The sequence below is a fragment of the Sphingobium sp. genome, from assembly GCA_035196065.1.
GTDB lineage: Bacteria > Pseudomonadota > Alphaproteobacteria > Sphingomonadales > Sphingomonadaceae > Sphingorhabdus_B > Sphingorhabdus_B rara.
In genome coordinates this window covers 452,800-478,528 of record CP136575.1, presented here as the reverse complement: position 1 = coordinate 478,528, position 25,729 = coordinate 452,800, and the positions used below count along the sequence as shown (strand labels likewise).

Here is a 25,729-nt window from a genome sequence, read left to right as displayed (position 1 = left end):
TGGTCCAAATTGAGGGCGGTATTCACCGCCTGATCAGGCCAGCGCCAATGTCAGCTTTCGCGCCATTGCATTGTTCGATCACGGACGATGCCGATGACCATTATCATCATCACCGGAAGCGACCAGAAGGCGCCGAAAGCGAAATACAGTGCTTGCCGCACCTCTTCGCTGAAAAACATGGCGACATGCGAGATGACGGAAATCAGGTGAAACCCTATCGCCCAGATCGGCCAATAGCTCTCGCTGCGCAGGGCAAGCCAGTAAAAGCCTGCAAGCAATATGAGGTCGATGGTCATGACCGGGATATGAGGCTGCCCCCAATTCCCGAACTGTGCGCCCAACACGGATGCCACGCTTGCTGTGAAGATCATCGCCGCGCCTGTGCGACCTGACTTGCCCCCCGCCACTGCCGCAAAGGCGCAGCAGAGAAGGGCGAGCAACCAGTACAGGCCAATGATCAAAGCGTCGGGTAGGGGCAAGGCAGACATGTCCTGTCATGACCATCGACCGGGACGATATATAAGCCGGGGTGGTGGCTTCGGCTTATATACCGCCTTTGTCGGCCGGAACGATTGGCGCATCCGGCAGGTCGCGGCCGGAAAGGAAGGCAGGCACCGATGGCAGCGTCTATCCGAAAGTGCGAAACAGCCCTGCGACCATGATCGTCAGCGCTATCGCCACCGCCGCGGCAACGACTGCAACCTGCAGGATGCGCAAGCTGCGTGTGGTTCCGTCTAAGTCATTCCGCTGTCCTCCAACCGGCGGAAGCGAGAGGATAGAGCCGCTTTTTGAAGGACTATCCGCTGCTTCCCGATGGAGGCTGTGATCCGATAGAGAATGCGCTGCGACAAGCTCATGCGGCTGCCTAGGCAATTTTTGCCCAGCCTCGAAGGCCGCCAGCGCGCGTGCCGCGCTGCCCCGATTGATGGCGTTCAAGACCTGCACGGCGCTGGCGACATGATTGTCGACGGTGGAGGGTGAAAGGTCGAGCTCACGGCCGATTTCTTTTGATGTAAAACCCTGGCCCACCAGCCGCAGGCAATCCTTCTGGCGTTCGGTCAGTTGTGCGATGCCCCGTTCATTCACGCCAAAAATGCCTCTAATTAAAACCAATATGGCATGATTAGCGGCATTTGGCCCCCCGATGCAAGGCGGCAACCGGAAATCGTTGCAGCGCGGCCAAGGGAAAGGCTAGGCAGAAGCCATGGAAAATCCGATCCAGGCCTTAAAGCGCAAGCCCGCCTCGGCACTGCGCAACTTCATCAACAGCGAGGCAGCCGGCGGCATCATCCTGATGCTGGTCGCAGCGCTGGCCATGTTGATCGCCAACTCGCCACTGGCCTATGATTATTTTCATCTGATCCACGCCACCGCCGGCCCGGAACTCACGCCCAAACTGGGGCCGATGACGGTGCATTTGTGGATCAATGACGGGCTGATGGCCATTTTCTTCATGCTCGTCGGGCTGGAAATCAAACGCGAATTTGTCGACGGCCATCTTTCCAGTTGGAATGACCGGTTGCTCCCAATGGTTGCCGCAGCTGCGGGTATGGCGGTGCCGGCGGGCATCTATTTGCTGATTGCAGGCGGAGAGCCTGCGCTGGTCCGGGGCTGGGCCATACCGGCGGCGACCGACATCGCCTTCGCCATCGGCGTTCTCGCGCTGCTCGGAAGCCGCGCGCCGGCATCGCTGAAATTGTTCCTGACGACCGTTGCGATTGTTGATGATATGGGCGCGGTCGCGATTATTGCGTTATTCTATACGGCCAGCTTGAATTTCACCGCGCTGGCCGCCGCAGCTGCAATTTGGATCATCATGCTCGTCATGGGCCGCGCCGGGGTTTCGCGGTTGACGCCCTATCTGATTTTGGCCGCGCTACTTTGGTATGCGACGCTATTGTCCGGCGTTCATGCGACCATTGCAGGCGTGCTTGCCGCCTTTGCAATTCCGTTGCGGCGGACGCTGGCGGCACCTGATGCCGAAGATTCGCCGCTGCACCGGCTGGAACATGCGCTGGCAAGGCCGGTGGCGTTTCTGATCGTGCCCCTGTTCGGTTTTGCCAATGCAGGGGTGTCGCTGCAGGGCGTAGGCCTCGACACATTGCTGGCCCCACTGCCGCTTGGCATCGCTATGGGCCTGTTCCTGGGCAAGCAGATCGGCATTTTTGGAAGCGTGTGGGCCGTCGTGAAACTCGGCCTTGCCGCACGCCCGCGCGATGCCAGCTGGCTGCAGGTTTATGGCGTCGCACTGCTCTGCGGGATTGGCTTTACGATGAGCCTGTTTATCGGCGGGCTGGCCTTTGTCGATCCGGCGCAGGGTGATGCGGTCAAGATTGGTGTCTTGATGGGTTCTATCGCGTCCGCGCTGTGCGGCTATACGCTGCTTCGATTCGGAGCGGCGCGGCGACAGGATTGACGTAAACGAATCAAAAAAGGGACGCAGACTGCGTCCCTTGATCGAAGTGCCAATGGCAGGTTGTCACGCGGCCGAAACCGCGAACCACCTTACTTGATCTTGGCTTCCTTGAACTCGACATGCTTGCGCACGACGGGGTCATATTTGCGGAAAGTCAGCTTTTCCGTCTGATTCCGGGGGTTTTTCTTGGTTACATAGAAAAAGCCGGTGTCAGCTGTGCTGACGAGACGGATTTTGACAGTGGCTGGCTTCGCCATGGCCTGTTCCTTCGGTTCGAATCGCTAAAAAGAAAACGGACGGCGTGGAAGCCGCCCGAAACTGGCGCGCTATTGATGCCACACGGCTTAAAAGTCAACCCTGCATTGGTTTCTGCCCTGCTTAACCAATCGGTAACCATAAGGGCGCATCACTGCCGTGAAGCAATCGGGGGCAACCGGCATGCAATATAACAATGATCAAATGCTGCTCATTCGCGCAGAACTTGGCGAACTGGTAGAGGCGCTGCGCCTTACCGCTTATGATGCCAATCCGCTGCAATTCCTGATGCGTCTGGAACATGTGCGGGAAACCTCGGCACGGCATGGGCTGACCGCGATCGCTGAAATTGCGGCTACCTTTGAAGCCGCGCTGCAACGCTTTGGCAATGGCAATGCCGTGGTCGACAGCTTCATTGGCATCCTGTCCGACGCGATCGGCGTCGCGCATCTGCACCCGGCAGCATCCGAAGCTTTGCTCGCCTCGGTGGCAATCCGGCTCGGAGGCTGACGCCGCCGCTCTCATGGAGTAAGCACATCCCATGGATGGCCTGATCGCGGCATTTTTGACCTTGCTGCTCACCGAAACCGGTGATCGCCCGCAATTGCTCGCCGCCGCGCTCGCGCTCCGTTACGGGCGCGATCGGCCGGTGATGCTGGGCTTTGCCCTTGCCAGCCTCGCCAATTGCCTGTTGTCGGCCTATGCCGGCTCCTTCATTTCCGGCTGGATCAGCGAAGACCCGGTCCGCCTGTTCAACGGCCTTGCCTATCTGCTTGCCGGAATTGCCATGCTGGCCTGGCGTCGCCCGGTCGATACGCTGGCTGGATGGAAAACAGGGCCGTTCCTGACGGCATTTCTGGGAATCTTCATCCTGCAATTCGGCGATAAGGGGCAGTTCATTATCAGCGCCAGCGCGGCGCGCGCCGATCATTGGTTGTTTCCGGCAATTGGCGGTTGGCTCGGCTCAATGGCGGCGGTGATTCCTGCCATCCTGCTCAAGGACAGGCTCGCGAAATTGTTGCCGATTGCAAAAATCCGCATCGCTGGCGGCGTTGCGCTCTGTATTTTGGGGCTGATCCATGCATTGAAGGCGTGGCGACTGATCTGATCGCTTGCGTCCTAGGCCGATAGGCGACAATTTGGGTCGCCTAGAGGAGTATCCAACCCCATGTCGATCAACCCGCGTCCCTTTACCATTGCCGTTGACCAGTCCGATCTTGATGATCTGAAGGCGCGGCTGGCACGCACCCGCTTGCCCGAAAGGGAAACGGTCGATGATTGGGAGCAGGGGCTGCCGCTTGGCTATGCGAAGGAACTGCTCGACTATTGGCAGAACCTTTATGACTGGCGCCGCTGTGAGGCTGAACTCAACCGTTGGCCGCATTATCTTGCCGAAATTGACGGCCTCGACATCCATTTCATCCATATACGCAGCAGCCGCGCCGATGCCCTGCCGCTGATCATGACGCATGGCTGGCCCGGCTCGGTGCTTGAATTCATCGCCGTCATCGAAGATCTGACCCAGCCGGCAGACGCAGCGCAGCCCGCCTTCCATCTCGTCCTGCCATCGCTGCCCGGCTATGGTTTTTCAGGTCGACCCGATAAAAGCGGATGGTCCGTCGAAAAGACGGCGGAAGCATGGGACAGGCTGATGCGCGGCCTCGGCTATGATCGCTATTTCGCGCAAGGGGGCGATTGGGGCGCGATGGTTACGTCTGCGATTGGCGCCCAGAATAAAGGGGCATGCGCGGGCGTGCATATCAACATGCCCGTGGTCATCCCGCCGCCCGAGGTGCTGTCGGCGCCGACCCCGTTTGAGGTTGCGTCGCTGATGCGGCTCGGCTGGTACCGGGATAAGGACAATGGCTATGCCAAGATACAGAGCACAAGGCCGCAGACCATTGGCTATGCACTCACCGATTCCCCTGTCGGGCAGATGTGCTGGATTGTCGAAAAATTCCATGGCTGGTCCGATTGTGATGGCCATCCCGAAAATGTCTTTTCGCGTGACCATCTGCTCGATAATGTGATGCTTTATTGGTTGACCGCGACCGCGGCATCATCGGCGCGGCTGTACTGGCACAGCCTCAGCGCCGAAAATCTGCCCGAAATCCATGTGCCGACAGGAATTAGCAGCTTTCCCAAGGAACTGTTCCGTCCGTCCCGTCGCTGGGCCGAAAGCCGCTACAAGAATATCCTGTACTGGAACGAACTGGACAATGGCGGCCATTTCGCGGCCATGGAACGCCCTGCGCTGTTTGTGGAAGAGATCAGGCGCTGCTTTGCGGGGATGACGCTTTAGGTTCCGCCGGCGTCGACAGGTTCAGCCCGACCACGCCGACAAGGATCAGCGCAATGAAACCGATCTGCGCAAGCGACAGGCTTTGCCGGAACGCCAGCCAGCCGATCAGCGCGATTGCCAAAATGCCGACGCCTGACCAGATGGCATAAGCTACGCCCACCGGGATGCGGGTGATGGCAAAGGCCATCAGCCAGAAACAGATCGAATAGGCCACAATCGATGCTGCGCCGATCCATGGGCGCGCAAAACCCTGCGACATTTTGAGCAAGCTGGTCCCCACAATTTCCAGCACAATTGCAAAAGCAAGAAATACCCAGGCGTTCATGACATTCTCCTTCCGGTGTCGCGGCTTAGCATGGCTGGACGCCGCTCCAAATTTGTTCCAATCAGCGGGCATGGGAAGATTGATTGCACGGCGGTTGTTGACGGCGATTCCGACGCTGCTTGCGATCATCATCCTGTCCTTCATCCTGATGCGTCTCGCCCCGGGCGGCCCTTTTGATGGGGAGCGCCCGCTGGCACCCGAAGTGCGCGCCGCGCTGGAGGCGGCCTATGGCCTCGACAAAAGCCTGCCCGAACAGGTGTGGCTCTATCTGACACGACTGGTGCAGGGCGATTTCGGACCGAGCATGGTCTATCGTGACTTTACCGTTTCGGGGCTGATTGCAGAGGCGCTGCCGGTCTCGCTGATGATCGGCGGTCTGGCTTTGCTCCTTGCAAGCCTGCTGGGTATTTCAGCCGGGCTTCTGGCTGCACTGCGCGCTGGCAAATGGCAGGATGAGGGGCTGATGCTGGGCGCAACCCTGCTCACAGCCTTGCCGACATTCGTCACTGGGCCGTTGCTGGCGCTGGTCTTCGGGCTCTGGCTTGGCTGGCTGCCAGTGTCGGGGCAGAATGACGGCTGGAACTGGCTGGTGCTGCCCGTCGTCGCGCTTGCCTTGCCGGTGACCGGGGCGGTTGCCAAACTGGCACGTGCGGGTCTGGCGGGCGAGATGGGGGCAGATCATATCCGCGCCGCCCGGGCGCGGGGAATAGCGCCGCTGACGATCTTGCGCCGCCACGCGCTCCGCCCCGCACTGGTGCCGGTTGCCAGCTATCTCGGTCCCGCCGCCGCCGCGCTATTGACAGGCGCTGTGGTGATCGAAACCGTTTTCGGCCTGCCGGGCCTTGGCCGCTATTTCGTGCAAGGCGCATTGAACCGCGACTATCCGCTCGTTCTGGGCGTGGTGACGCTCTACGCCGGGCTGATCATCCTCTTCAATCTGTTCGCCGACCTTCTCTATGGCTGGCTCGATCCAAGGATGCGGGACGGGTGAGTTGAGCATTCGGATTTACGGCTCGCTTAGTGCGCTTGTTTCACGCGAAGTGAAAAAGAGAAAAAAGGAAAGAAGATTTGATCTTGAATGATGAAATCGAACTGTTGGCGACGCAGGTAATCGATTGCGCGTTTAAGACGCATATCGACCTTGGCCCGGGTTTGATGGAATCTGCATATGAATCTGTCCTGGAGCATCGCCTTCGGCGAAACAATTTGGGCGTCGAGCGCCAGAAGCCCATAGCCGTGTCCGTCGACGGCTTGACCTTACCCGACGCATTCAAGGCTGACTTGCTTGTTGACGGGCGATTATTGCTGGAACTCAAATCCGTCGAAAAGCTGACAAATCTTCATGCCATGCAAACACTGACATATCTGCGTTTAACCAATTTGCCGCTGGGCTTGTTGCTGAACTTCAACACCGAACTGTTCAAACATGGCATCAAACGAATCATGAATAATCATGCGCGCTGAACTTTCCCTCTTTTTTGCCTTTTTGCCTTTGCGTGAAACATCTGGCACCAACGTCTCCGGCGGCGTGAGGATGTCATGAGGCCCGCCCTGATCCTTTTTGCGCTGATAGCGCTGGTTGCGTTACTGGTGCCGCCGCTGCTGCCTTATGACCATGTGTCGATTGATTGGGATAGCGTGCGCGTCGGCCTTTTCACCGATGGCCATATTCTCGGTACCGATGATCTTGGCAGAGACCGGCTGGCGCGCCTGCTGGTTGGCACGCGGGTGACGCTCTCGGTGGCGTTGGCCGCCGCGCTGGTCGCCCTTGCGGTTGGCGTTGCCTGGGGCGCGATTGCCGGCTGGGTGGGGGGGCGCACCGACGAATGGATGATGCGCATTGTCGACGGCTTATATGCGCTGCCCTTTATGTTTGTCGTTATCCTGCTGATGGTGGTGTTCGGTCGATCGATCTTCCTCGTCTTTCTGGGCATCGGTTTTGTCGAATGGCTGACCATGGCACGGGTCGTGCGCGGTCAGGTCATCGCGCTCAAGCAACGGCCCTTCATTCTTGCAGCAGAGGCTGCGGGATCGCCCGCGCGCGTCACGCTTTGGCGGCATATCTTGCCCAATGTAGCAGGCGTTGCGGTCGCTTATCTGATGCTCACCATTCCGCATGTGGTGATGATCGAAAGTTTTCTCTCCTTCCTCGGGCTGGGCGTGCAGGAACCGCTGACCTCGCTCGGCATACTCGTCAACGAAGGGGCCGAGGAAATGGATATGCACCCTGTGGCCCTGCTTCTACCCGGTGCCGTGCTGGTGACGATCATCGCCTGCCTGACCATTGCCGGTGAACGATTTCGTGACCGGCTGGCGGATGCAGCGAAATGAGTGCGGGATATATCGTTCATAACCTTGCCGTCCATGTCGGCGGCAAGACCATTGTTGAAGATGTCAGCTTTGCCATTGCGCCCGGCGAAATTGTTGCGTTAGCCGGCGCGTCCGGGGCCGGCAAAAGCATGAGCGCAATGACGCCATTCGGGCTAAGCGCCGGTATCGCCAGCGGTTCGGCGGCACTCGACGGCGTAGAACTGGTCGGGCTTTCGGAACGCGAACTCAGCCGCGTGCGTGCCGAAAAACTGGGTTTTGTCTTTCAACAGCCGCTGACCGCATTGACGCCGCACCGCACCGTGCGCGCGCATCTGGTCGAGGCTGCGATGCAGGCAGGTGGCGCAAAACCCGACAAGGCGGCGATGGTCGCGATGCTGGAGGCGGTCGGCCTGTCGCGCCCTGAAGAAAGGCTGGCGCAATATCCGCACAGGCTTTCGGGTGGAGAAAGGCAGCGCGTGCTGATCGCCGCCGCGCTCGCCCATGGCCCGCGCTATCTTGTCGCCGATGAACCGGTCAGCGCGCTTGATGCTGCGCTGCGTGGAGAGATTATGGCGCTCCTCATCCGGCTCTGTCGCGAGCGGGGGATGGCAATGCTGCTGGTCAGCCACGATCTGGCAGGGATCGAACATCATGCCGACCGATTGTTGCTGCTAGATCAGGGCAAGGTCGCCGAGGCCGGCAATGCCGGGCAGATCGCGACGGCGCCGGCAACCGACTATGGGCGGCGCCTGATGGCGGCAACACCGCGCCTGTCAGAACCTTGGGCACCGCTTCCCCCGGCAACCGAACCCTTGCTTCAGGTCGAAAATGTCCATGTCCATTTCCCTAGGCCGGGTTGGCGCAGGGGACGGATCGGCGCTGTGGTCGATGCCAGCCTGACACTTGCCAAGGGTGAAACGCTGGCGCTGGTTGGCGGGTCTGGTTCGGGCAAATCCACACTCGGCCGTGCGGTTGCAGGGCTGGGGCCGATGGCATCGGGAACGATCAACTGGCAGGGCAAGACGCTGCCACCGCGCCGCAGCCGCACCGCCGAGCATCGCCGTCTGATCCAGCCGGTGTTCCAGGATCCGCTCGCCAGCCTTGATCCGCGCTGGACGGTGGCTGACATCCTATTGGAGCCTGTCCGTTTTCTGACGCCACATTCTGCAGCATCCGATGGCAACGCATATGTGGAACAATTGCTTGAAGAAGTCGGCCTGCCGCGCGATTTTGCCAGCCGAAAGCCTGCGTCGCTGTCTGGCGGGCAGGCGCAGCGTGTGGCGATTGCCCGGGCGCTCGCGGCCAATCCGGACATGCTGCTGCTCGATGAGGCCACCTCGGCGCTCGACCCGCTTGTTGCGGACGGCGTGACGGCCTTGTTCACGCGGCTACAGCGCGAGCGTGGGCTTTCGATGCTGTTCATCACCCATGATCTGGCCTTGGCCCGCCGTGTGGCGCACCGGATTGCGGTGATGGATGCCGGCCGGATCGTCGAATGTGCGACGCGAGAGGCATTGTTTGCCCATCCGCAGGCGGCGGCGACACAAAGGCTGATTGCAGCGAGCGGTTAGGCCATCGCCGCAAAGCCGCGTTCAAGATCGGCCTTTAAATCCTCGACATCTTCCAGCCCGATTTGCAGGCGGATGACGGTGCCATCACAGGCCCATTGCGTCGCGCTGCGATAATGTTCCGGCCGCTTGGGGCAGACAAGGCTTTCAAAGCCGCCCCAGCTATAGCCGATGCCGAACAGCTGAAGCGCATCAACGAAGCGCGCCGCCTTTTCCCAATCGCCTCTCAGGATGATCGAAAACAACCCCGACGAACCGGTGAAATCCCGCTTCCAGATATCATGGCCCGGGCATGTTGGCAGCGCGGGGTGCAGAACGGTTGCGACTTCCGGCCGCGTCGATAGCCATGTCGCGATGTCCAGCGCAGATGCCTCATGGGCCTTCAATCGCACGGCCATCGTGCGAAGCCCGCGTGCGGCGAGATAGGCGTCATCAGGGGAAAGCACCTGCCCCAGCGCATGTGCGGTGGATCGCAACGCCTGCCAATGTCGCTTTGTCGTGGTGACGCTGCCTGCCATCACATCACTATGGCCGACGACATACTTGGTCGCGGCAAGGATGCTCATGTCCACGCCCTTGTCGAGCGCCGTGAAGAAATAGGGCGTCGCCCAAGTGTTATCGAGCAGTGTCACGATCTCGCGCTTGCCCTTATGCGCCTTGGCCGCGGCGCAGATGGCGGGAACGTCGGATACCTCAAAGGTGAGGCTGCCCGGGCTTTCGAGCAAGATCGCGCGGGTGCGTTCACAAAATAGCGTCGCTATGTCTGCGCCCATCAATGGATCGAAGAAGCGCGTCTCGACGCCCCAGCGCTTCAGAAAACCCTGCGCAAAGCTGCGGCTTGGATCATAGGCATTGTCGCTCATCAGCAGAACATCGCCCGGCTGGAGCACCGACAGCAGTGCAGCCGAAATCGCGGCCACACCCGATGGATAAAGCATCGTCCCATGCGCGCCGGGTTCCAACTCGGTCAGCGCCTCGGCAAGCGACCATTGGGTGGGCGCCCCGCGCCTGCCGTAGAAGAAACGGCCGTCTTCGTTGGTTTTGTCGCCTGCCTCAAGCGCTGCGACATTTTCGTAAAGATGCGTGCTTGCGCGCCAGACGGGCGGGTTGACGACGGCGCCGGTCCATTCGGGCCGCCGGCCGCCAGTGACAATTTTCGTGTCGGCTTTAGAGGGGCGTTTGAGGTCGGCCATGCTGTCCGTTAGCCGCTAAAGGCGCTGCACCGCAAGGCTATCCATATGTTCCCCCGATGGCGCTGCTTTGAATGCAGGGAACAGGCAAGCGCCGCGCCCGTTATCCGATCGCTTGCAGCAATGGATAATGCAGCATGGATGGAGGCAGATCATGGCGCGAACGGCACGATCCTATAGCCGGATCGGTGTATGGGCGCTTGGCGCCAGCGTGGCCGTAGCAGGTGCGCTGTTGCTCCGGCATTTTTGGGCAGGCGAGGATGATTGCGGCCATTCCGCCGCATTTGCCGATGGCGAAACCGACCGCGAAAATTTCGATCAGACTCGATCTGCAGGGCCGGAAGCGATGCGCGATGATGTCGCCGATGATTGGGACAAGGTTGACGAGGCCCTCGACCAATCCTTCCCCGCCAGCGATCCGTCCGCCTATTAAGCGGTCAGCGTTACGCTTCAGGCGGGGCCTTGTGCCTTGGGCGTATCGGGATCGAGGCCCCATTCGCTCCAGCTGCCGTCATATAGCGCAATGTCCTTCTTGCCGGTCAGGCGCGCACCGAACAGCACCACGGCCGCCGTCATGCCCGATCCGCAGGTGGTGATCATCGGCTGGTCAAGATCGACGCCTGCCGCCTTGAACTCGGCCAAAAGCGCATCACCCTGTTTCCAGCTTCCATCGGCGTTGAACAGCGTTGAATAAGGAAGATTGCGGCTGCCGGGAATGTGGCCCGATGCCATGTCCGGGCGTGGTTCCTGTTCTTCACCGGTAAAGCGCCCCGCCCCACGGGCATCGACGACAACCGCTTCCTTGCTGTGCAGATTGGCGAGCATATCGGCCTTGCTGCGCACGGCGCTATCGTCTTTCCAAACGGTGAAGTGGCGGTGACGCAAAGCGGGCTTGCCATTTTCAAGCGGGCGGCCCTCGGCCTTCCATTTGGCCAGCCCGCCATCAAGGATCGCAACATCATGCGCGCCAAACAGCGTCAGCATCCACCAGGCGCGGGTTGCCGATTTGAACGGGCTGTCATCATAAACGACGATCCGGCTGCCATCGCCTAGACCCAGTGACTGCATGCGACTGGCGAACTTCTCTGGCGGGGGAAGCATGTTGGGAAGGCCACTCGAGGCATCGGCGATTTCGGCCAGATCCATGAACACTGCGCCGGGGATATGCCCGCCTTCATATTCTGCGGCTGCGTTACGACCGGCATCGGGCATGTGCCATGTCGCATCAACAACGCGCAAATCCGATGCGCCCAATTCCTTGGCCAGCCACTCGGTGCTTACCAGCAAGTCCATATCGTTTGTCCCTTTGCCCGCATTTTAACGATTCTTATGCGGAGCACGATATGCGCCTTTTTCGCGCACGTCGAGGGGGGTGGCATGCATAGCGCTTGCTAACAGGATGAGGGCAAGCGCGATCAGCAGGTGGTAAATGTGCCAAGCGGCCGCTTCTGCAAGCCAAGGCGACCGCCGAATGAGGAGGGTGTTCGCCAGCAAGATCATCAAACCAGACGGAACGAGCCATGATAGACCGAAGCGGTATGCATGCCAGATGGCGGCACATAGCCCGACTGTCAGGGTCAGAAGGAAAAGCGGCGCAAGAAGCGACTTTGCGAGGAAAAATATACCCGCTGAAATAGCCAGAATCGCAAAGGCAAACGCGCCATCGTTTCGATCGCTTTTGCGCCGCAGGATGTGCGCCGCCAGCGCCAATAGGGCGGCCAGACCCAGCATTTGCGAGCCGCCTGCATGCAGCGCTGCCAGCTCGGCTTGCAAGCCAGCACCAAAACGCACCACGCCGATAGCGGCCGCGATGCCGAGACACGCCATCGCAAAGGCCGGCAGGATTTTTCCCTGACGCCAAAGGGGCAGCGCCGCCCAGGCCGCGACCATTACGATGGCCGCATCAGACAGGGCATAATGGGCGGGCATCATGCTTGCTTCATGCTCGCGCCCGGCGTTTCAGCCGGCAAAAGCCCCGCAGCGCGCTTGATGTCTTCCGAGCTCTGGCGCGATCCGTCATGGCTCCAGCCCGGCGGAGCGAAGATATAGCAAAGCCGCTGCCACAGGCTCAGCCCGCGCTGGCTCGCATCCTTGGCGATTCCGACATATTCATGCGTCAGGATCGTCAATGGATTATAGGTGTCGAGATTTTTGACCAATCCGAAATCAACCGGTTCGGCGCGATCCTCCTCGACAAAGGTTCCCAGCATCCGATCCCAGATGATCAGCGTGCCGGCATAATTGGCATCAAGATATTTCGCGTTGCGGCCATGGTGCACCCGGTGGTGGCTGGGCGTGTTGAAGATAAATTCGAACCAGCGCGGCATGCGGTCGATCGCCTGAGTGTGCAGGAAGAATTGATAGGTCGCGTTGAGCACCCCACAGAAAATCACCAGCACCGGATCAAAACCGATCAAGATGAGGGGGATTTTCAGCATCATCGTGCCGGTGAAATGCTTCATCCAGCTTTGGCGCAGCGCAATCGGCATATTGAAATTGGTCGAGCTGTGATGAACGACATGCATGGCCCAGCCCCAGCGGACGCGATGGCAGATGCGATGATGCAGGTAGAAGCGCAGGTCATCAATCACGAAGCACAGTAAGAACGCCCACCATGTGTTGGGAATGTTGGCGATGGCAAAGGGTGCGGCACCGAACAGCGCTGCGTTGGTGATGATGGCGAAGATGGCATTCACCGGGTCGCTTGCAAGGCCAAGGAAGATGGACAGTCCTGAATCCTTGAGCGGAACCGATCCCTTGCGGCGCAGCAGGCCGATGGCGATCAGTTCAAGCGCCATGCCCGCGGCAAAGGCCGCAAGGGTGATCACCACCCAATTCTGATCCATGAATTGATCGACAGTCATATGGCCCCCCATGTGTGGAAACGGGGCATAGACGTCCTTGTTTTGCAAATTAATTGAATAATATGCCAATATTATGTAGTTTTTAGAACATGGATTTGAACCTCACACGGCTGCGACGCTTCCTCTCAGTCTATCATAATAAAAGCTTCACGCGCGCCGCAGACGAATTGGGCATGACCCATTCGGCACTCACCAAGTCGCTGCAGCAGTTGGAGCAGGAATTGGGCATCGAAGTTTTCGACCGCACAACGCGCGTGGTCAGCCCGACCGAGGCCGGACATCGGCTGGCGTTGCGCGGGGCGGAACTGCTCGCCTTTGCGGGGCAGGTCAGCGAGGATATTTCCTCAGGTGCCCGGCATATCCGGTTGATCGCAGGGCCCGCAGTGATCGAGGCATCCTTGGCATCTGCGTTGGCCATGTTCCACAAGGCCCATCCCGACGTGCGGGTTACCGCAGAAACAATGCCCCCGGATCTTGCCTTTGCCCGTTTGCGGCGGCGCGAGGTAGAACTGTTGCTATACCATTCCAATCTGATCGGCACATTGCCGGACCGGCAGTCATTTCGCATAACGCAGATTATCGATGAGCCATATGTCGCGGTGCTGCATGCCGACCACCCTGTGCTGCAAACCGATTGTTCGCCGGAAATCCTGCTCAAGCAGCAATGGGCTATACCCGGCTATGATCCGCTCTATCGATCGGCGATTCCCGTCGAGATGGAGGAACGATACCGCCGCGCCAGTTTTCCCCATTACCGGATTCTTAGCCTCAGCACCTGCCTGTCGCTTGCTGCAGAAGGATCGTTGATCACGCTCCTGCCGGAACCATATGTCCGGGCGCAATCCGCCGCGCGCGACCTAGTCATCCTGCCCATGCCGTTGGCAGATGGTGCGCGTTATTCGATCAGCGCGATCAGCCTCGCCAATGTTCCGCAGGACCCGCTCGTCAACGCCCTTATCGGCATGATCTCCACACAAGGCAGGCAAGGGTAGCAAAGCGCCGATCAAAACGCCGCTTGGCCGAAGGAAGCAGATCTGGCCGCGCCCATATTCCACATACAGCCCCAGCCACGGCCCGACGCATAGGCGCGATCGCACCGTTCGGGGTGGAAGGCGAAAATCTGGAGATTTTGAAGAAAACTGGAGCGGGCGAAGGGATTCGAACCCTCGACCCCAACCTTGGCAAGATTCGGCTCTATGAAATTTCCGTTCTAAATCAGCTTTTTATAGAGCGCCTGAAAAATCCGAACGCGATCCGAACATTTTTAAAAGCAGTGCGCCTAGAATGCTTTGTACTTAATGTTTTTGTGTCAGCTTTGCGCCCAATTGCGGTCGCAGTGCAGAACAAATGCCAAGCCCGAAACCTGTCATTCCCACTTGCCAATTACCGCAATCGAACTTTGTGCCTGATTGACATTGTGCTCGCTGGCCGCCCAATACGGCGCCCATGCAAGTAAAACTGACGGATTCGACGTTGCACATCCTGGCGTCGAAAAAATGTAACCGGGAGACGGAATGATGAGTCTGAAGCTACACTTTGCACCGAATAGCCGCGCAAGCCGCATCAGTTGGTTGCTTGAGGAGCTTGAATTGCCCTACGAGTTGAACCTGATGGCGTTTCATCCCAAGGATCTCAAATCCGACGAACATCGTGCCCGTCATCCGTTAGGCCGTGTCCCGGTTCTCGACGACGGTGAAATATCGATTTTCGAATCCGGTGCCATTGTCGACTATATCCTGGAGCGGCACAAAAATGGCGGGTTGAAGCCCGCTGTCGATGGACCTCACTTTGCCCCCTATCTCCAATGGTTTCATTATTGCGAAGGCATGGTGATGCCTCCCGTCAACACTATTGTCGTCCACACGCTACTTCTCCCGCCCGAGCGCCGCGACGAAACCGTCCTGGAGCAGGCACGCAAATTGCTGACCCGGGCATGGCAGCCGGTCGATGAAACGCTTGCCGGCAAGGATTATCTGATCGGCGATTTCTCAGGTGCAGATATTATGCTCGGCCATGCCGCTTTCATGAGCAATCGGCTTGTCTGCATTCCAGAAGAAATGACCAATTTGAGAGCCTATGTACAGCGCATCAGCGAGCGCCCCGCCTTTGCCAAGGCAATTGTTATGGGGCTGTAAGGCAAACGCAAATAGCCCGGACTATTTCTCCGATAATCATATCCAACGCACCATTCTGGTTGCGACCCGGCCCTGACCTTTTTTGCAACATCATGTCGGTGCTACGGGGCGGTATCAAAGCCCCGGCCGCCCCATCCATGCTCGGAAAAGCCCCCCGGAATCATATTTGCAACGTAAACGGTCCAGCCGCGCCAAATTCTCATCTTTCATGAAGAGAGCCGGCCTTTTTCCCAGGTTTTCATCTGCCAACTGGATGCCCACAGCATGCGCCTGCATCGCGGCCATCCGTTCAGTCGCCCAATTGGCATACAGATGGTCGTCCTCCCCACGCGTCCATTCGCCATAGACCGCAAGATAACGCTTCGCCTCTAACGAGAACGCCATGTCAGGCCGCTGCCGCTGTGGATGCCAGTTCAGCCACAGGCTGTGGCTCGGCGCAGGTGGCATCGTGGCGGCAATCGCTTGCAGGCCGGGCAGTAGGTTGTCGATCGGCGCGTCGGTCCAAATGTTATCGGTACACCAGCGCACGTCTGGTGGGAAATGGGTGATATTGGCGGCCCGAGACATCAAACTCGTACTCATGGGCACAAGCGGGGTGGTGAAGCTCGTCAGCTTCCGGATTGGGCTATCGGAGATAAAACGCACCGCTTCACGCGCTTCGGCCCAGCTGTCGGCAAGAACCGGCGCGATGACTTCAATGCCGGGCTGGAAGATACCCAGCGCCTTAGGGGTGATGAGTATCTGAAATTCGATGGATTGGGGAACGGCGCTGCCGATGTCATCGGCCCAACGAAAGACCTGCTCCAGATGCCGTTGGCGAAAGACCTGCAGCTTCAACGCAGTGACCTTTTTGCGGGGGTGAAGCTTTAGGTGATAGCGCAGCACTACCGCAAAGAAGCCCGGCCCCGATCCGCGCGCGGCCCAGAACAAGTCTGCATTCTCGCTGGCGCTGGCATGGACCTGACGGCCATCGGCCAGCACCAGATCAATGCCTATCAAACTCTCGGTCGCCAGTCCTAGTTCGCGGCTGCCCCAGCCGAAACCGCCTTGCAGCAGAAACCCACCCATCGCGACATCGGGTGCATGGGCGATGGGGAAGAACAGCCCGTGCTTTCGCAGCGCATTATCTAGGTCGAGCCCCCAGCATCCGGGACCAACCAGTGCAATTCTGGTCACTGGATCAATGGTAATCTGGTTGAACCGGGCCATGCTCAGCAGCAGTCCGCCGTCGCGGATGTGGTTCTGCGCCCAGCTATGACCGCCCGAAACGATGCTGACCTGCCAAAGGTTGTCGCGCGCCAGTTGCAAGGCGGCCTGCACATCACCTGCATCATTGGCCTCGACCAGAAGCTCTGGCCGCACGCCCGGGTCGCGGGCGTTAAAGCTGGTTGCGAGCACAGCCTTGTCGAAGCCGGCATCGCCGCGTCGCCAGACGCGGCCCCGGCCCGAGGGACGTTTCATGCCTGCTGCTCGCGATAGGCAGCGCCAAATTCATCGAACAATTGTGGGAGGAAGCCCGCCAGATGCGCCATTTCTTGCGCATTATGGACAAGCAGGTCTGCGGGTGCGGGAAGAAGTTTGCTTGCAACCGGACGAATGGCTCTCGCCAATCCTCGTCTTATGGCACCGGGATTATCGCCCAGCGCGGTATTTTCCCCACCCATCCACATCCGCGAGCGCATTTCGCTGCCGCCTGCAACTGGGCGTAACTGGTGTAGAAGCCACCCGCCCTTTAGCGCAGTCCCGGGCACACCGACGCGCGCGCAGATTACTACTTCACCCTGCGCGGCCAGCCGATCTTGGTTAAAGCCCATAACAGCAGGCGGCACAAAGCCGATGGCCCCTTTCAAGACGCTCGGGCCAAGATACTCGGTGATCAGCGATGTCCGCCCGATATAGTTTTCGTCGTTGCGCCCGTCGGCCCAGCGCGCGTCGATATGGGCCTTTGGGTGCCACAGCTTATAGCGCTGCGCCTCGCAGCCGTGCCAGCCGAACCACCAGTCCCACATCCTTGGCGTCACGCCCGGCATCTCGGTCAGGCAGAACACCCGGATCGAGCCGTCGGTCGGACAGGTATAGCCGGTCTCAACCGGCCAGTAGCCCGGTTCAGCCATGCTTGCAGCCGCGCTAGCAGGTGCAAACAATTCTTGCGCCTGCGGTCCGATGAGCAAAGCTTCAGCGACTTGTGGCTGAAGCGGTGCGAGCTCGGGATTGAAGAAGCTGGCATAGGGGCTTTGCGCAAGCTCGTCCGGTAGGTATCCAAGGAGCCGTTGGTTCATGGTATTAGTCTCCAATGTCACTGGGGTTTTCATAGGCCGCTGCAAGCATGGAGCGCGATGTCTCGCTGCAATGCTGTAGCATGACCGCGAGCCACGCGCGCCGCGCCTGCGCCATGCTTTCGCGGTTCGAAAAGAACCCCGAACCCCACATGCCAAGCACCGCGAGGAGCGTGATCGCGAGGTGGCGGCCCAACGACTGGGCATCGGTGTCCGCACGCAGTTCGCCATTGGAGATAGCTTGCGCCATTAACACGCGCGCCGATGCGATTGCGCGGTCGACGCTTGTGCTGCGAACCTCTGGATGATCGGAGGTCATGATCGCGGCATAAATGCCGCGGTAATAGGTTTCATCGCTGTCGAAAAACGTCTCAATCTGCCCAAGCGCGCGCAACATGCGCGCTATCGCCGCACCGTCAGCGTGGGCCGAACCCAATTGGGTGAATTTGAAAACTGCCTCATCGAGCAGTGCGATCAGCACATCGGTCTTCGATCCGAATAGGTTGTAGGGCGTACGCAGGCTGACACCAGCCACCACGGCCAAGCGACGCATGGTGAGATTGTCCATACCTTCGCTGCGAATAATCGATTCCGCCGCCGCACAAATGCGCGCTCGGTTGAATGTTTTGGCTTCTTCGCGTCTTGACATGCTGTCGACTTGAATATTTTTATAACATGTGTCAATAATGTTTTGCGTCTGAAGTTGTGTGGACGTCAAAAGGGAGGATTGCAGCCGATGCCGCAAAATCGAATGACCTTAAGAAAGGTCGCCAAGTGGTTTGGCTGGTCGATGATCGCGATGGCGGTAATCGTGTTCACGGCTTGGGCGACATCGCCCGATCCACGGTTCAATCCGGCAAGCTTTGAGGACAAGCCACTTGTTCAGGGCATCGCCCCGCTTGAGCAGGCTATCACGCTTGCGCAGCTCCGTGCGCCGAATGGCGACACGCACACATTGCTGGTGCTCGCCCGGGAAGGGGAGAGCGTTACCGGCATCGACCTAGCCGAACTCGGTGCCCCAGCGACAGCCGATCCGTTTGCGGCGCTGGCTGCCGTGAACCTGGCCCCGGTATTAGCCGGGCGCGCTGGCACGATACGGAAGGTCACGATTGCAATTGGTGATCTGCTGCCGTCAGGCCCAGCTGGCACCCGCCAGATCGGTACAGGAACTAATTTCCCCGAGCACGCCGAAGAGGCCGAGAGCGGCGCCGTGTTCCAGTTTCCCAAGTTCGGTCCCGCCTCTCCCGCACGCACCCAAGTGCAGGCACGCGAGGGCATCCTGCTCGATTACGAGGTCGAAATCTGCGTCCGTTTCGACCGGACATTGCGAACTGCCGAGGACTTTGATCAAGCGGTAAAGGCATTCTTCCTGTGCGGCGATTTCACCAATCGCAACGCACTTATCAACCTGGCCGATCCGGATAATCTCGATTCAGGCAGCGGCTTTAGCGATGCCAAGAGCGGGCCCGATTTCTTTCCAACGGGGCCTTTTCTCGTTATTCCCAGAGACTGGAAGACGTTTGTTGCCAACATCCGCATGACGACCGCAATCAACGGCGCGCCGCGCCAAGACGCGCGCGGCAGAGAGATGACGCTCGACTTCCGAGCGCTCTCGCAGAAGGCCTTCTCCGATATGACCGAAGCGCGTTTTCTCTATCGCGGCAACTATTCCAAGCTCATGCCCGATGGCGCGATTCCACCGACCGCCACACTGATGTCTGGAACAGCTGAGGGCACGATCTTCACACCACCAACGCGCAGAGACCTGATCGATGCGGCGTTCGCTTATGCAATTGAGGGCGGTCCAATGGCGAGCCAATCAATGATGGATATCGCGCGCCGGAAATTTATCGCCAACGAACTCGCTGGCGGCCATTTCCTGCAGCCAAACGATGTGGTGCGTCATCGTTCGAACTTCCTTGGCGACATCGTCATCACGGTTGTCCGACCATGATCTAATTGCTCGGCTCGTAATGCCTTGTTCTTGATCGCACTCGCTCCAGTTGAGAAGCGTGGGTCGGATTGGGACCAGCGTAACGTCTGCTTCTCACAATATTCAAGACACTAGCATTGATCAAGCTGATCCACAAAAGCAGCAATAAGTAACGGAAAAGTGTGAGCTGAACGAACGGCAGGTTTTGCAAAACGCGAGAGGCTTATCGAACGTCTGCAAAATTAGAGATAAAAGCTAGGCTTTCTGACTTGCATAAACGGCAGCTATTCATCGATCCGCGCATAGAAGCAGACAGTCCGCCTCCGGCTCAGAATAAGCCGGAAAACGAAGCTCATCTGCATGTCCGCTTCCCACCCACAATCGGACCTTGGGAAGCGACCGCGAGACACTCATCAACGGACGGGCAGCTTTGGAGGGAGAGCTACCAAAAGCAGCCTGTCAGCAAATGGGCGCAAAACGGTCACGAGAAGGGCTTTGCTGCGAGCACCAGGAATTGGGCCGCTAGCGGATCCTGAAGCCTAAGCGCCGTTCGATACTTCAGCGCGCGGCTCTCCTTTGGGTTGGGGTCGCACTGGACAAGCAAGTTAGAGCTTTGTTACGCAGATATTGACCTGACTTCGTGGGGCGGGCAACAGGCTGCCCGATCAAGGGGGAAGCGCATGAAGAGATTTGGCCCGTTTTTGGTGGCGCTGATTGTCGCGTTCATGTTGGCGCTTTTTGCAACTACTCCGCCAAGAGCAATGCCGGGTAATGCCTCGGCACTAAGCTTCTCCGCAATCCGGGCTATGGCGGACGTGATAACAATGGCGAAACATCCGCATGTCACCGGCTCCCCCGAGAACGCAGTCGTGCGCGAGCACATCATTCGCCGCATGAAAGCTCTCGGGATGGAAGTTTCGACCAGCACGGGCCGAATCGACGCCAAGGGGGTAAAGCGGCTCAATCACTGGAGCGGACGCAACGATCCACCGGCCACATTTGTCAATTTGATCGGCATTCTGCCGGGAAAAAATCGCAACGCTTCGTCAGTTGTTCTGATGTCGCACCACGATACGGTTTGGGGCTCGCCCGGTGCCGCAGACGATGCATCAGGGGTTGCTGCAAGCTTGGAAGTCGTGCGCGCAATCCGCGCCACGGGGCAGCAGCAACGCGATCTGGTCATGCTGGTCACCGATGGCGAAGAACTTCGCCTGCAGGGTGCGCGTCAATTCTGGGCGAACCATCCTTTGCGCAAACGCGTTGGCGCCGTTATCAATATGGAAGCACGCGGAAGCGGAGGGCGGACCACCCTGTTCCAGACGTCACACCAGAACGGTGAAGCAATGCAGGTTTACGCCGATGCGGTCAATCGCCCTGGTGCATCTTCACTTGCAGCGTTCATTTACGCGCTCCTGACCAATGATTCCGATCTGACACCTGTGATCGAGCATGATTACGCAGCTTATAATTTTGCCTTCATCGGCCGATCCGGCCTTTACCACTCACCATTGGCAACGCCGGACAACCTTGATCAACGGTCATTACAGGACATGGGTGGGCAGGTTCTAGACCTTACCCAGGCGCTCGTTAATGCAGACAGACTTCCCCAAAGGGCGGCTGATGCCGTGTTCTTTGACGTATTCGGGTTGTTCACTGCGATTTATCCCTCTTGGCTGGGTTGGGGAATGATAATCATTGCGGCGGGCGGAATGGTCCTTGCCGTGCGGCAAGACGGAGCAGACGGTTTAGCGGCGGGCGCTGGACGTATGTTAGCGCTGATCGTGGCAAGTGCAGCGATACTCTTCTCGCTTAACCGCTTATCCCTTGGGCTTGAGCCTGCCAATTATTATGATCGCTTGGCCGCGATCCCCCGGCTAGAGGTTATGGCGGCGTTGGGCTCGCTGGCGGCGTTTCTCCCGGCTTTTGCTGCCTGGCAGCCAAGTCGCGCTGGTGTCGTAGGAGCGGCGCTACCACTGTTCATCATCAGCCTTGCCGCGCAAGCATCGGCGCCGACGGCGGCCTATGTGGTTGTTCTACCGATGGTGCTCGTCACCTTTACCCTCTGGGTGCGGTATTCTGCCGTACGGATTGGTATTGCAGCACTAGTCGGAGGCTTCATGTTGGCGCTGGGTCATCAGTTGATGCAAGGGGTTGGCCCGACGCTGCCCTTCGTCGCAGCGCTGCCACTGGCGTTGGCGGTTCTATCGACACTACCGCTCTGGCCCGGCATGGAGGTTCGAAAGGCACGGGCGATAGCCGTTGCCACCTTGCTGGGTGCAGCATCCGTTTCGCTTTGGGTCCTACTTGACGCGCCTGCTGCGACCCGAGCCGTTTATTCTGATAGAAAGCAGTAAAAGGCGGTTTGTTTAGAAAATCATAATTCTGCCTGTGTTGCTCTGTTCACGGCACCTGCTTTTGCGGACATTGAGTCGCAAGCTACCTATCCGGCCCCCACCTATTTTTGCTACCAAATGATACGGTGATGGGCGTCTGCTTTTAGGGGCTGTCTGAAAAACTTGGATGACCGTTATTGGGCGCAAAGCGGTCAGGAGAAGGGCTTCGCTGCGAACGTCAGCAATTGGGTCGTGAGCAGTCTGTCCGCTTTGCGCACTCATCTATCCAAAAGCGGACAGTCTGCTGCCGGCCCAGAAGTTGCCATGACACCTGATCAAGGACGACGGCCGATTAGGCTTTCCGACAGGGCAAGCTGTTCCAATTGGAACGCTGGCGAACGGTGTTCGACACCAACGGCTGTTCCTGGGCAAATGTGACTTTTGTGGGGTTTGGTATTGCGCGGACTGGTCCCAAAGCGTTACGGATGATCGTCGCTCATCCGTTTTTAGGAGCGAGCCGAACACAAAGATGAGCGCAGTGCCAATCACGTAAACCGGCAATGCCCCATCCAAGGCCTACTTAAACACTGAATTTCCACGATTTTTTCTTGGGCGTTCCAATTAGAACGATCATAAAAACGCAGGCTGCAACCCCGCTTTGGGCAGCAAAGGCGTTATCACCTAAGTCATTGAAATCATTGGAGCGGGCGAAGGGATTCGAACCCTCGACCCCAACCTTGGCAAGATTCGGATCTATGAAATTTCCAATATAAATCAGATATTTATAAAGCTCCTGAAAAATCCGAACACGATCCGAACATTTTCCACGCCACTTGCTCAGAGAGCTTTGTGTTCAATGTTTTAGCGGCCGTTTTGCGCCCAATGCCAGACATTCTCAAGTATCCGACAATTTTCTGAAAGTAGATGCGATGCGCAAAAGAGAGCGGCAGCCTGGTCTCTTGTCAGCCGGCGTGAAGGACCTCAAGCAAGCGATCACGCCAGATTCGATAGCCCTCAACACTTGGGTGTAAGCTATCGTTGAAAAGGTTGCGCCGCTGCGCGCCGTGATCATCGACGAACGAGGGATAGAGGTCGAGGTATTCGGTCCCCTCGGCATTTGCCGCAAAGCTACGTAGCAGGTCGTTCACGGGAATAACCAGATTGCGGTTTTTTATATCGTCATCGGTCGGTAGCAAAGACTGAATGACGATCCGCGATTTTGGCTTTCGTTCGTGAATGCGCGCTACCACTGCCAAGACGCCTTTGTAGAGACTCTCAGTGGCCGGATCTTCGCTATCAAACGAGTTATTGATGCCAAGCATTACGAAAATCGTGTCTGGCTGCAAATCCCGCCTGTCCAGCCATCCTTCGCCGCCTTGAGCGACAGGCAATAGCCGGTGGAGGACGTGCTCGATGCGGTCTCCCGAAACACCTAGATTGAGAGCCGTCTGCGCCGACACCGCTCCACCGAAGCTCTCATTCCAGATCGCTTGTCCACAATATTTCCCAGGAAACCACGGATTGGCATCGAGGTGCCAGAAATCGGTAATCGAATCTCCAACGAACACCAGCCGGACTGGCTTCAAGCTCTGCTTGCTAGCCAGTTGCTGATCGATTTCTGCCGCGCGCTTTTGCCAGTAGTCGACCCTTGCAGTCGGAACTTCGGAGTTAAAGTGAGTCGGTGCCAATGCCACTGGGTTTGAAAAAGCAGGTGTTGCGATTCCCATGCCCAGCATCACGCCGAAAACCCAAAGTCTGCGATGTGTCATAGTTACCCTCCATTCCTTGCGTTGGGGTGGAACGATATCACAAAGTGCAACTCATGATGAGTATACGTCATAAGTATACGTATGTTACTATGTCGCACGGCTGCTTTACGCCTTCACCTATCGGGGTGGTAACCCGCGGGGTATATCGATAATTCGTGGTGCGAGCGGTGTAGCCCATTACCGTTTCCGAAGCATCCAGCCAAAGATATCATCCATACGCGCCGCCCACGCGTTTTCCTCATGCGGCGTGCCGGGATAAACGGTCGTTTGAAAATCGCGGCCCTTTTTCCATCCGTTCGTGACCAAGGCCGCATCAAGATTTTCTTGATAAGGCGGGTAAAAGGCGTCCAACGTTTCGGTGCCGTGATCGAACCAGATGCGTCTGCCATTTGGTTTACCGAGCTCCAGCTCCGCAAATTTCCGCCATGCCGCAAAAATATCCTGCCGCTCTGCTTCTGACCAATTGGGATCGCTTAATGGCAAATGCGTCGACACCGCACCTGCAGGTACAATCCCCGATACGGTGCGCTATAGCTTTTGGGTTGGCGGTGCTGCCATGTTGCTCTGCGTGAGCTGGACCGTTTTCACGACCAAGGAATATAGCCCCGCAGAAATGGCCGCCTTTGACAGCGAGGCCGATCACAAGAACACGAGCACAGCAAAATTGACACCTCCCGTAGGGAAGTTATTTTCTAAATCGTTGATTTTCTGAGGAAAACTGGAGCGGGCGAAGGGATTCGAACCCTCGACCCCAACCTTGGCAAGATTCGCATCGATAAAATTCAACTTTTAGATCATATTGTTATTGAACCTTATAAAAATCCGAACACGATCCGAACATATTTAAATTGGCAAGCCGACAGCTCGCTGCCTAAGTAACGGTAGGAACTTGTAACTGGGGTCAGCCAAGTAACTTCGCAATGAGCGTATCAAGGCAGATGTCCTGTGGACCGTTCAGCACAGTCTGAAGACGCTCTCAATAAGGCGTTGCTCACTAGTATCATCGAACAAATGTGCACTGCCGACTTAACTGATCGAGACGTACGTCATAATTCTGTATTTCTATAGTATTAGCTGGTGTTACATTGCATACGTAATTTGTAGTATCTTGCAGCCAGACGGGGGTCATATGCCGCAGGTCAAAGCTATGCGTGAGCAGTTTCAACTGGACTGCGATAAAGTCACCCACGGACCGACGGGTGCAGTCTGGACCGCTTATTCCGGCGATCCTCAATTAGCTGCCATCAGCATGGGACGCCTTGGCTCAATCCTCGACAATGGCGATGAATATGATCGGCGCGAAACTCATGACATTGCTGTGGTGATGCTTGAAGAGCGCATGGCCCGTAGATAGCTTCCATTCAAACTGCGTCACGGCTCAAAAGAACCAAATGACCTGGTGCCGGGCTTGATTTCTGCAACAAAAGCCAACCGCAAGCGTCCTGCATCGTGCTGGTCCCCATAAGTTTGGGACCAAAGTGATTATTGTTTTCTGACAGTAAAATCCAAACTGAGCCGTCGCACTGGCTTCAACATCGGTATAAATGCTGGCGCTGCTGCGGGGCAGACTGTTTTCCATTGCCACATGCATCTCATCCCTCGCCGCAAAGGTGACGTTGAAGAGCCAAGGGGCGGTGTTCGGTGAGTGATCCCTGCGAAGCAAAAATACTAAACTGACGAATATTTTATGATCCATCCATCTCGACAAGCCATGATGGACAACGCCGTTGCTGAACGAAAGCGGATACGGGATTGGCTACTGCCGCATATGAAAGGCGGAAAGCCCAAAGCCTTCACCAAGGAGCAGTATCGCTTGTTGGCATTTTCCGAACTTGGTCGATTTTCTAAAGCTGCGTTCGATCATGCCTGGGTATTGGCTATTGAAGATACCGGTCGCCAAGATTGGTACTGTCCTAAATCCCGGCGGAAAGACACGAGGCAGTGATCCAGCCGCAGATCAATCTCGGCGACAGCACATTTGCCTGTCGTTCGAATTTTACGAACTCGCCCTTGCCTGAACCGATCATAATCGCCAACCTCTTGTAACAGGACG

29 protein-coding genes are annotated in these 25,729 nt (G+C 57.8%); 16 read left to right on the top strand and 13 right to left on the bottom strand.

Annotated elements, in window-relative coordinates; genetic code table 11:
* Positions 1–50: 50 nt before the first annotated feature.
* Positions 51–488 (bottom strand): hypothetical protein, encoded by a 438-nt coding sequence (locus tag RSE16_02300; GenBank protein ID WRH76319.1) that lies wholly within the window; start codon positions 486–488, stop codon positions 51–53.
* 139 nt (positions 489–627) lie between these two features.
* Positions 628–1,086, bottom strand: coding sequence for a helix-turn-helix transcriptional regulator (locus RSE16_02295; GenBank protein ID WRH76318.1), 459 nt, complete (start codon positions 1,084–1,086; stop codon positions 628–630).
* A gap of 118 nt (positions 1,087–1,204) precedes the next feature.
* Between RSE16_02295 and nhaA the strand changes: the two genes are divergently transcribed.
* Positions 1,205–2,416 carry a Na+/H+ antiporter NhaA gene (nhaA, locus tag RSE16_02290; protein WRH76317.1) on the top strand — a complete coding sequence of 404 codons (1,212 nt, stop codon included), beginning with the start codon at positions 1,205–1,207 and terminating at the stop codon, positions 2,414–2,416.
* Positions 2,417–2,505: 89 nt separating this feature from the next.
* Here nhaA and rpmG read toward each other — a convergent pair whose 3' ends face one another.
* Positions 2,506–2,673: a 50S ribosomal protein L33 gene (gene rpmG, locus RSE16_02285; protein WRH76316.1), complete on the bottom strand. Its 168-nt coding sequence runs from the start codon at positions 2,671–2,673 to the stop codon at positions 2,506–2,508.
* 181 nt (positions 2,674–2,854) lie between these two features.
* Here rpmG and RSE16_02280 point away from each other — a divergent pair, with 181 nt between their 5' ends.
* The 3 genes from RSE16_02280 to RSE16_02270 are packed head-to-tail and all read left to right on the top strand — an operon-like array spanning position 2,855 to position 4,973.
* Positions 2,855–3,181 (top strand): hypothetical protein, encoded by a 327-nt coding sequence (locus RSE16_02280; GenBank protein WRH76315.1) that lies wholly within the window; start codon positions 2,855–2,857, stop codon positions 3,179–3,181.
* A 31-nt stretch (positions 3,182–3,212) separates the two neighbouring features.
* Positions 3,213–3,779, top strand: a complete 567-nt coding sequence (locus RSE16_02275; protein ID WRH76314.1) for a TMEM165/GDT1 family protein — start codon at positions 3,213–3,215, stop codon at positions 3,777–3,779.
* Positions 3,780–3,839: 60 nt separating this feature from the next.
* Positions 3,840–4,973, top strand: a complete 1,134-nt coding sequence (locus RSE16_02270; GenBank protein ID WRH76313.1) for an epoxide hydrolase — start codon at positions 3,840–3,842, stop codon at positions 4,971–4,973.
* On the opposite strand, the gene RSE16_02265 is transcribed toward RSE16_02270, so the two are convergent.
* Positions 4,942–5,298 carry a multidrug efflux SMR transporter gene (locus RSE16_02265; protein WRH76312.1) on the bottom strand — a complete coding sequence of 119 codons (357 nt, stop codon included), beginning with the start codon at positions 5,296–5,298 and terminating at the stop codon, positions 4,942–4,944. The genes RSE16_02270 and RSE16_02265 overlap by 32 nt on opposite strands.
* Before the next feature lie 70 nt (positions 5,299–5,368).
* Here RSE16_02265 and RSE16_02260 point away from each other — a divergent pair, with 70 nt between their 5' ends.
* The 4 genes from RSE16_02260 (at position 5,369) to RSE16_02245 (ending at position 9,179) form a co-directional block, all read left to right on the top strand.
* On the top strand, positions 5,369–6,289 hold the full coding sequence (locus RSE16_02260; GenBank protein ID WRH76311.1) for an ABC transporter permease subunit: 921 nt from the start codon (positions 5,369–5,371) through the stop codon (positions 6,287–6,289).
* Positions 6,290–6,372: 83 nt separating this feature from the next.
* A complete protein-coding gene (locus tag RSE16_02255; protein ID WRH76310.1) occupies positions 6,373–6,762 on the top strand; it encodes a GxxExxY protein in 390 nt (129 codons plus the stop codon).
* A gap of 75 nt (positions 6,763–6,837) precedes the next feature.
* Positions 6,838–7,629, top strand: coding sequence for an ABC transporter permease subunit (locus tag RSE16_02250; protein WRH76309.1), 792 nt, complete (start codon positions 6,838–6,840; stop codon positions 7,627–7,629).
* On the top strand, positions 7,626–9,179 hold the full coding sequence (locus tag RSE16_02245; protein ID WRH76308.1) for an ABC transporter ATP-binding protein: 1,554 nt from the start codon (positions 7,626–7,628) through the stop codon (positions 9,177–9,179). Before RSE16_02250 ends, RSE16_02245 begins: the two co-directional genes overlap by 4 nt.
* On the opposite strand, the gene metC is transcribed toward RSE16_02245, so the two are convergent.
* On the bottom strand, positions 9,176–10,369 hold the full coding sequence (gene metC / locus RSE16_02240; GenBank protein ID WRH76307.1) for a cystathionine beta-lyase: 1,194 nt from the start codon (positions 10,367–10,369) through the stop codon (positions 9,176–9,178). The two genes, RSE16_02245 and metC, sit on opposite strands and share 4 nt — an antisense overlap.
* Positions 10,370–10,520: 151 nt before the next feature.
* Here metC and RSE16_02235 point away from each other — a divergent pair, with 151 nt between their 5' ends.
* Positions 10,521–10,799 (top strand): hypothetical protein, encoded by a 279-nt coding sequence (locus RSE16_02235; protein ID WRH76306.1) that lies wholly within the window; start codon positions 10,521–10,523, stop codon positions 10,797–10,799.
* Between the two features lie 17 nt (positions 10,800–10,816).
* On the opposite strand, the gene sseA is transcribed toward RSE16_02235, so the two are convergent.
* The 3 genes from sseA to RSE16_02220 are packed head-to-tail and all read right to left on the bottom strand — an operon-like array spanning position 10,817 to position 13,230.
* Positions 10,817–11,659 carry a 3-mercaptopyruvate sulfurtransferase gene (gene sseA / locus RSE16_02230; protein ID WRH76305.1) on the bottom strand — a complete coding sequence of 281 codons (843 nt, stop codon included), beginning with the start codon at positions 11,657–11,659 and terminating at the stop codon, positions 10,817–10,819.
* Between the two features lie 24 nt (positions 11,660–11,683).
* Positions 11,684–12,298 carry a hypothetical protein gene (locus tag RSE16_02225; GenBank protein WRH76304.1) on the bottom strand — a complete coding sequence of 205 codons (615 nt, stop codon included), beginning with the start codon at positions 12,296–12,298 and terminating at the stop codon, positions 11,684–11,686.
* Positions 12,295–13,230, bottom strand: coding sequence for a sterol desaturase family protein (locus tag RSE16_02220; protein WRH76303.1), 936 nt, complete (start codon positions 13,228–13,230; stop codon positions 12,295–12,297). Before RSE16_02220 ends, RSE16_02225 begins: the two co-directional genes overlap by 4 nt.
* A gap of 89 nt (positions 13,231–13,319) precedes the next feature.
* Here RSE16_02220 and RSE16_02215 point away from each other — a divergent pair, with 89 nt between their 5' ends.
* Positions 13,320–14,222 (top strand): LysR family transcriptional regulator, encoded by a 903-nt coding sequence (locus tag RSE16_02215; GenBank protein ID WRH76302.1) that lies wholly within the window; start codon positions 13,320–13,322, stop codon positions 14,220–14,222.
* 522 nt (positions 14,223–14,744) lie between these two features.
* Positions 14,745–15,365: a glutathione S-transferase family protein gene (locus tag RSE16_02210; protein WRH76301.1), complete on the top strand. Its 621-nt coding sequence runs from the start codon at positions 14,745–14,747 to the stop codon at positions 15,363–15,365.
* Between the two features lie 114 nt (positions 15,366–15,479).
* On the opposite strand, the gene RSE16_02205 is transcribed toward RSE16_02210, so the two are convergent.
* The 3 genes from RSE16_02205 to RSE16_02195 are packed head-to-tail and all read right to left on the bottom strand — an operon-like array spanning position 15,480 to position 18,290.
* Positions 15,480–16,826, bottom strand: a complete 1,347-nt coding sequence (locus tag RSE16_02205) for an FAD-binding oxidoreductase (protein WRH76300.1) — start codon at positions 16,824–16,826, stop codon at positions 15,480–15,482.
* Positions 16,823–17,644 (bottom strand): hypothetical protein, encoded by an 822-nt coding sequence (locus tag RSE16_02200; GenBank protein WRH76299.1) that lies wholly within the window; start codon positions 17,642–17,644, stop codon positions 16,823–16,825. The genes RSE16_02205 and RSE16_02200 overlap by 4 nt, the downstream gene beginning before the upstream one ends.
* Before the next feature lie 4 nt (positions 17,645–17,648).
* Entirely contained in the window at positions 17,649–18,290 is a 642-nt protein-coding gene (locus RSE16_02195; protein WRH76298.1) for a TetR/AcrR family transcriptional regulator, read from the bottom strand.
* Positions 18,291–18,377: 87 nt separating this feature from the next.
* On the opposite strand from RSE16_02195, the gene RSE16_02190 reads away from it, so the two are divergent.
* Both RSE16_02190 and RSE16_02185 read left to right on the top strand, forming a co-directional pair.
* The gene (locus RSE16_02190) at positions 18,378–19,595 is read left to right on the top strand and encodes a fumarylacetoacetate hydrolase family protein (GenBank protein WRH77278.1); all 1,218 of its coding nucleotides are present in this window, start codon (positions 18,378–18,380) and stop codon (positions 19,593–19,595) included.
* 659 nt (positions 19,596–20,254) lie between these two features.
* Positions 20,255–21,928, top strand: a complete 1,674-nt coding sequence (locus RSE16_02185; protein WRH76297.1) for a M20/M25/M40 family metallo-hydrolase — start codon at positions 20,255–20,257, stop codon at positions 21,926–21,928.
* Positions 21,929–22,869: 941 nt separating this feature from the next.
* Here the strand turns inward: RSE16_02185 and RSE16_02180 are convergent.
* Both RSE16_02180 and RSE16_02175 read right to left on the bottom strand, forming a co-directional pair.
* The gene (locus RSE16_02180; protein ID WRH76296.1) at positions 22,870–23,676 is read right to left on the bottom strand and encodes a GDSL-type esterase/lipase family protein; all 807 of its coding nucleotides are present in this window, start codon (positions 23,674–23,676) and stop codon (positions 22,870–22,872) included.
* A gap of 177 nt (positions 23,677–23,853) precedes the next feature.
* A complete protein-coding gene (locus tag RSE16_02175; GenBank protein ID WRH77388.1) occupies positions 23,854–24,171 on the bottom strand; it encodes a hypothetical protein in 318 nt (105 codons plus the stop codon).
* 634 nt (positions 24,172–24,805) lie between these two features.
* Here RSE16_02175 and RSE16_02170 point away from each other — a divergent pair.
* The 3 genes from RSE16_02170 (at position 24,806) to RSE16_02160 (ending at position 25,621) form a co-directional block, all read left to right on the top strand.
* Positions 24,806–25,030 carry a hypothetical protein gene (locus RSE16_02170; GenBank protein ID WRH76295.1) on the top strand — a complete coding sequence of 75 codons (225 nt, stop codon included), beginning with the start codon at positions 24,806–24,808 and terminating at the stop codon, positions 25,028–25,030.
* A 138-nt stretch (positions 25,031–25,168) separates the two neighbouring features.
* Positions 25,169–25,321: an HIT domain-containing protein gene (locus RSE16_02165; GenBank protein ID WRH77277.1), complete on the top strand. Its 153-nt coding sequence runs from the start codon at positions 25,169–25,171 to the stop codon at positions 25,319–25,321.
* A gap of 42 nt (positions 25,322–25,363) precedes the next feature.
* Positions 25,364–25,621, top strand: a complete 258-nt coding sequence (locus RSE16_02160) for a hypothetical protein (protein ID WRH76294.1) — start codon at positions 25,364–25,366, stop codon at positions 25,619–25,621.
* Positions 25,622–25,729 lie beyond the last annotated feature (108 nt).

Excerpts from the sequence above, each read along its gene's own strand:
- RSE16_02300 (WRH76319.1), bottom strand. The coding sequence starts at position 488 with ATGTCTGCCTTGCCCCTACCCGACGCTTTGATCATTGGCCTGTACTGG.
- nhaA (WRH76317.1), top strand. The coding sequence starts at position 1,205 with ATGGAAAATCCGATCCAGGCCTTAAAGCGCAAGCCCGCCTCGGCACTG.
- rpmG (WRH76316.1), bottom strand. The coding sequence starts at position 2,673 with ATGGCGAAGCCAGCCACTGTCAAAATCCGTCTCGTCAGCACAGCTGAC.
- RSE16_02280 (WRH76315.1), top strand. The coding sequence starts at position 2,855 with ATGCAATATAACAATGATCAAATGCTGCTCATTCGCGCAGAACTTGGC.
- RSE16_02275 (WRH76314.1), top strand. The coding sequence starts at position 3,213 with ATGGATGGCCTGATCGCGGCATTTTTGACCTTGCTGCTCACCGAAACC.
- RSE16_02270 (WRH76313.1), top strand. The coding sequence starts at position 3,840 with ATGTCGATCAACCCGCGTCCCTTTACCATTGCCGTTGACCAGTCCGAT.
- RSE16_02265 (WRH76312.1), bottom strand. The coding sequence starts at position 5,298 with ATGAACGCCTGGGTATTTCTTGCTTTTGCAATTGTGCTGGAAATTGTG.
- RSE16_02260 (WRH76311.1), top strand. The coding sequence starts at position 5,369 with ATGGGAAGATTGATTGCACGGCGGTTGTTGACGGCGATTCCGACGCTG.
- RSE16_02250 (WRH76309.1), top strand. The coding sequence starts at position 6,838 with ATGAGGCCCGCCCTGATCCTTTTTGCGCTGATAGCGCTGGTTGCGTTA.
- RSE16_02245 (WRH76308.1), top strand. The coding sequence starts at position 7,626 with ATGAGTGCGGGATATATCGTTCATAACCTTGCCGTCCATGTCGGCGGC.
- metC (WRH76307.1), bottom strand. The coding sequence starts at position 10,369 with ATGGCCGACCTCAAACGCCCCTCTAAAGCCGACACGAAAATTGTCACT.
- RSE16_02235 (WRH76306.1), top strand. The coding sequence starts at position 10,521 with ATGGCGCGAACGGCACGATCCTATAGCCGGATCGGTGTATGGGCGCTT.
- sseA (WRH76305.1), bottom strand. The coding sequence starts at position 11,659 with ATGGACTTGCTGGTAAGCACCGAGTGGCTGGCCAAGGAATTGGGCGCA.
- RSE16_02225 (WRH76304.1), bottom strand. The coding sequence starts at position 12,298 with ATGATGCCCGCCCATTATGCCCTGTCTGATGCGGCCATCGTAATGGTC.
- RSE16_02220 (WRH76303.1), bottom strand. The coding sequence starts at position 13,230 with ATGACTGTCGATCAATTCATGGATCAGAATTGGGTGGTGATCACCCTT.
- RSE16_02215 (WRH76302.1), top strand. The coding sequence starts at position 13,320 with ATGGATTTGAACCTCACACGGCTGCGACGCTTCCTCTCAGTCTATCAT.
- RSE16_02210 (WRH76301.1), top strand. The coding sequence starts at position 14,745 with ATGATGAGTCTGAAGCTACACTTTGCACCGAATAGCCGCGCAAGCCGC.
- RSE16_02205 (WRH76300.1), bottom strand. The coding sequence starts at position 16,826 with ATGAAACGTCCCTCGGGCCGGGGCCGCGTCTGGCGACGCGGCGATGCC.
- RSE16_02200 (WRH76299.1), bottom strand. The coding sequence starts at position 17,644 with ATGAACCAACGGCTCCTTGGATACCTACCGGACGAGCTTGCGCAAAGC.
- RSE16_02195 (WRH76298.1), bottom strand. The coding sequence starts at position 18,290 with ATGTCAAGACGCGAAGAAGCCAAAACATTCAACCGAGCGCGCATTTGT.
- RSE16_02190 (WRH77278.1), top strand. The coding sequence starts at position 18,378 with ATGCCGCAAAATCGAATGACCTTAAGAAAGGTCGCCAAGTGGTTTGGC.
- RSE16_02185 (WRH76297.1), top strand. The coding sequence starts at position 20,255 with ATGAAGAGATTTGGCCCGTTTTTGGTGGCGCTGATTGTCGCGTTCATG.
- RSE16_02180 (WRH76296.1), bottom strand. The coding sequence starts at position 23,676 with ATGACACATCGCAGACTTTGGGTTTTCGGCGTGATGCTGGGCATGGGA.
- RSE16_02170 (WRH76295.1), top strand. The coding sequence starts at position 24,806 with ATGCCGCAGGTCAAAGCTATGCGTGAGCAGTTTCAACTGGACTGCGAT.
- RSE16_02160 (WRH76294.1), top strand. The coding sequence starts at position 25,364 with ATGATCCATCCATCTCGACAAGCCATGATGGACAACGCCGTTGCTGAA.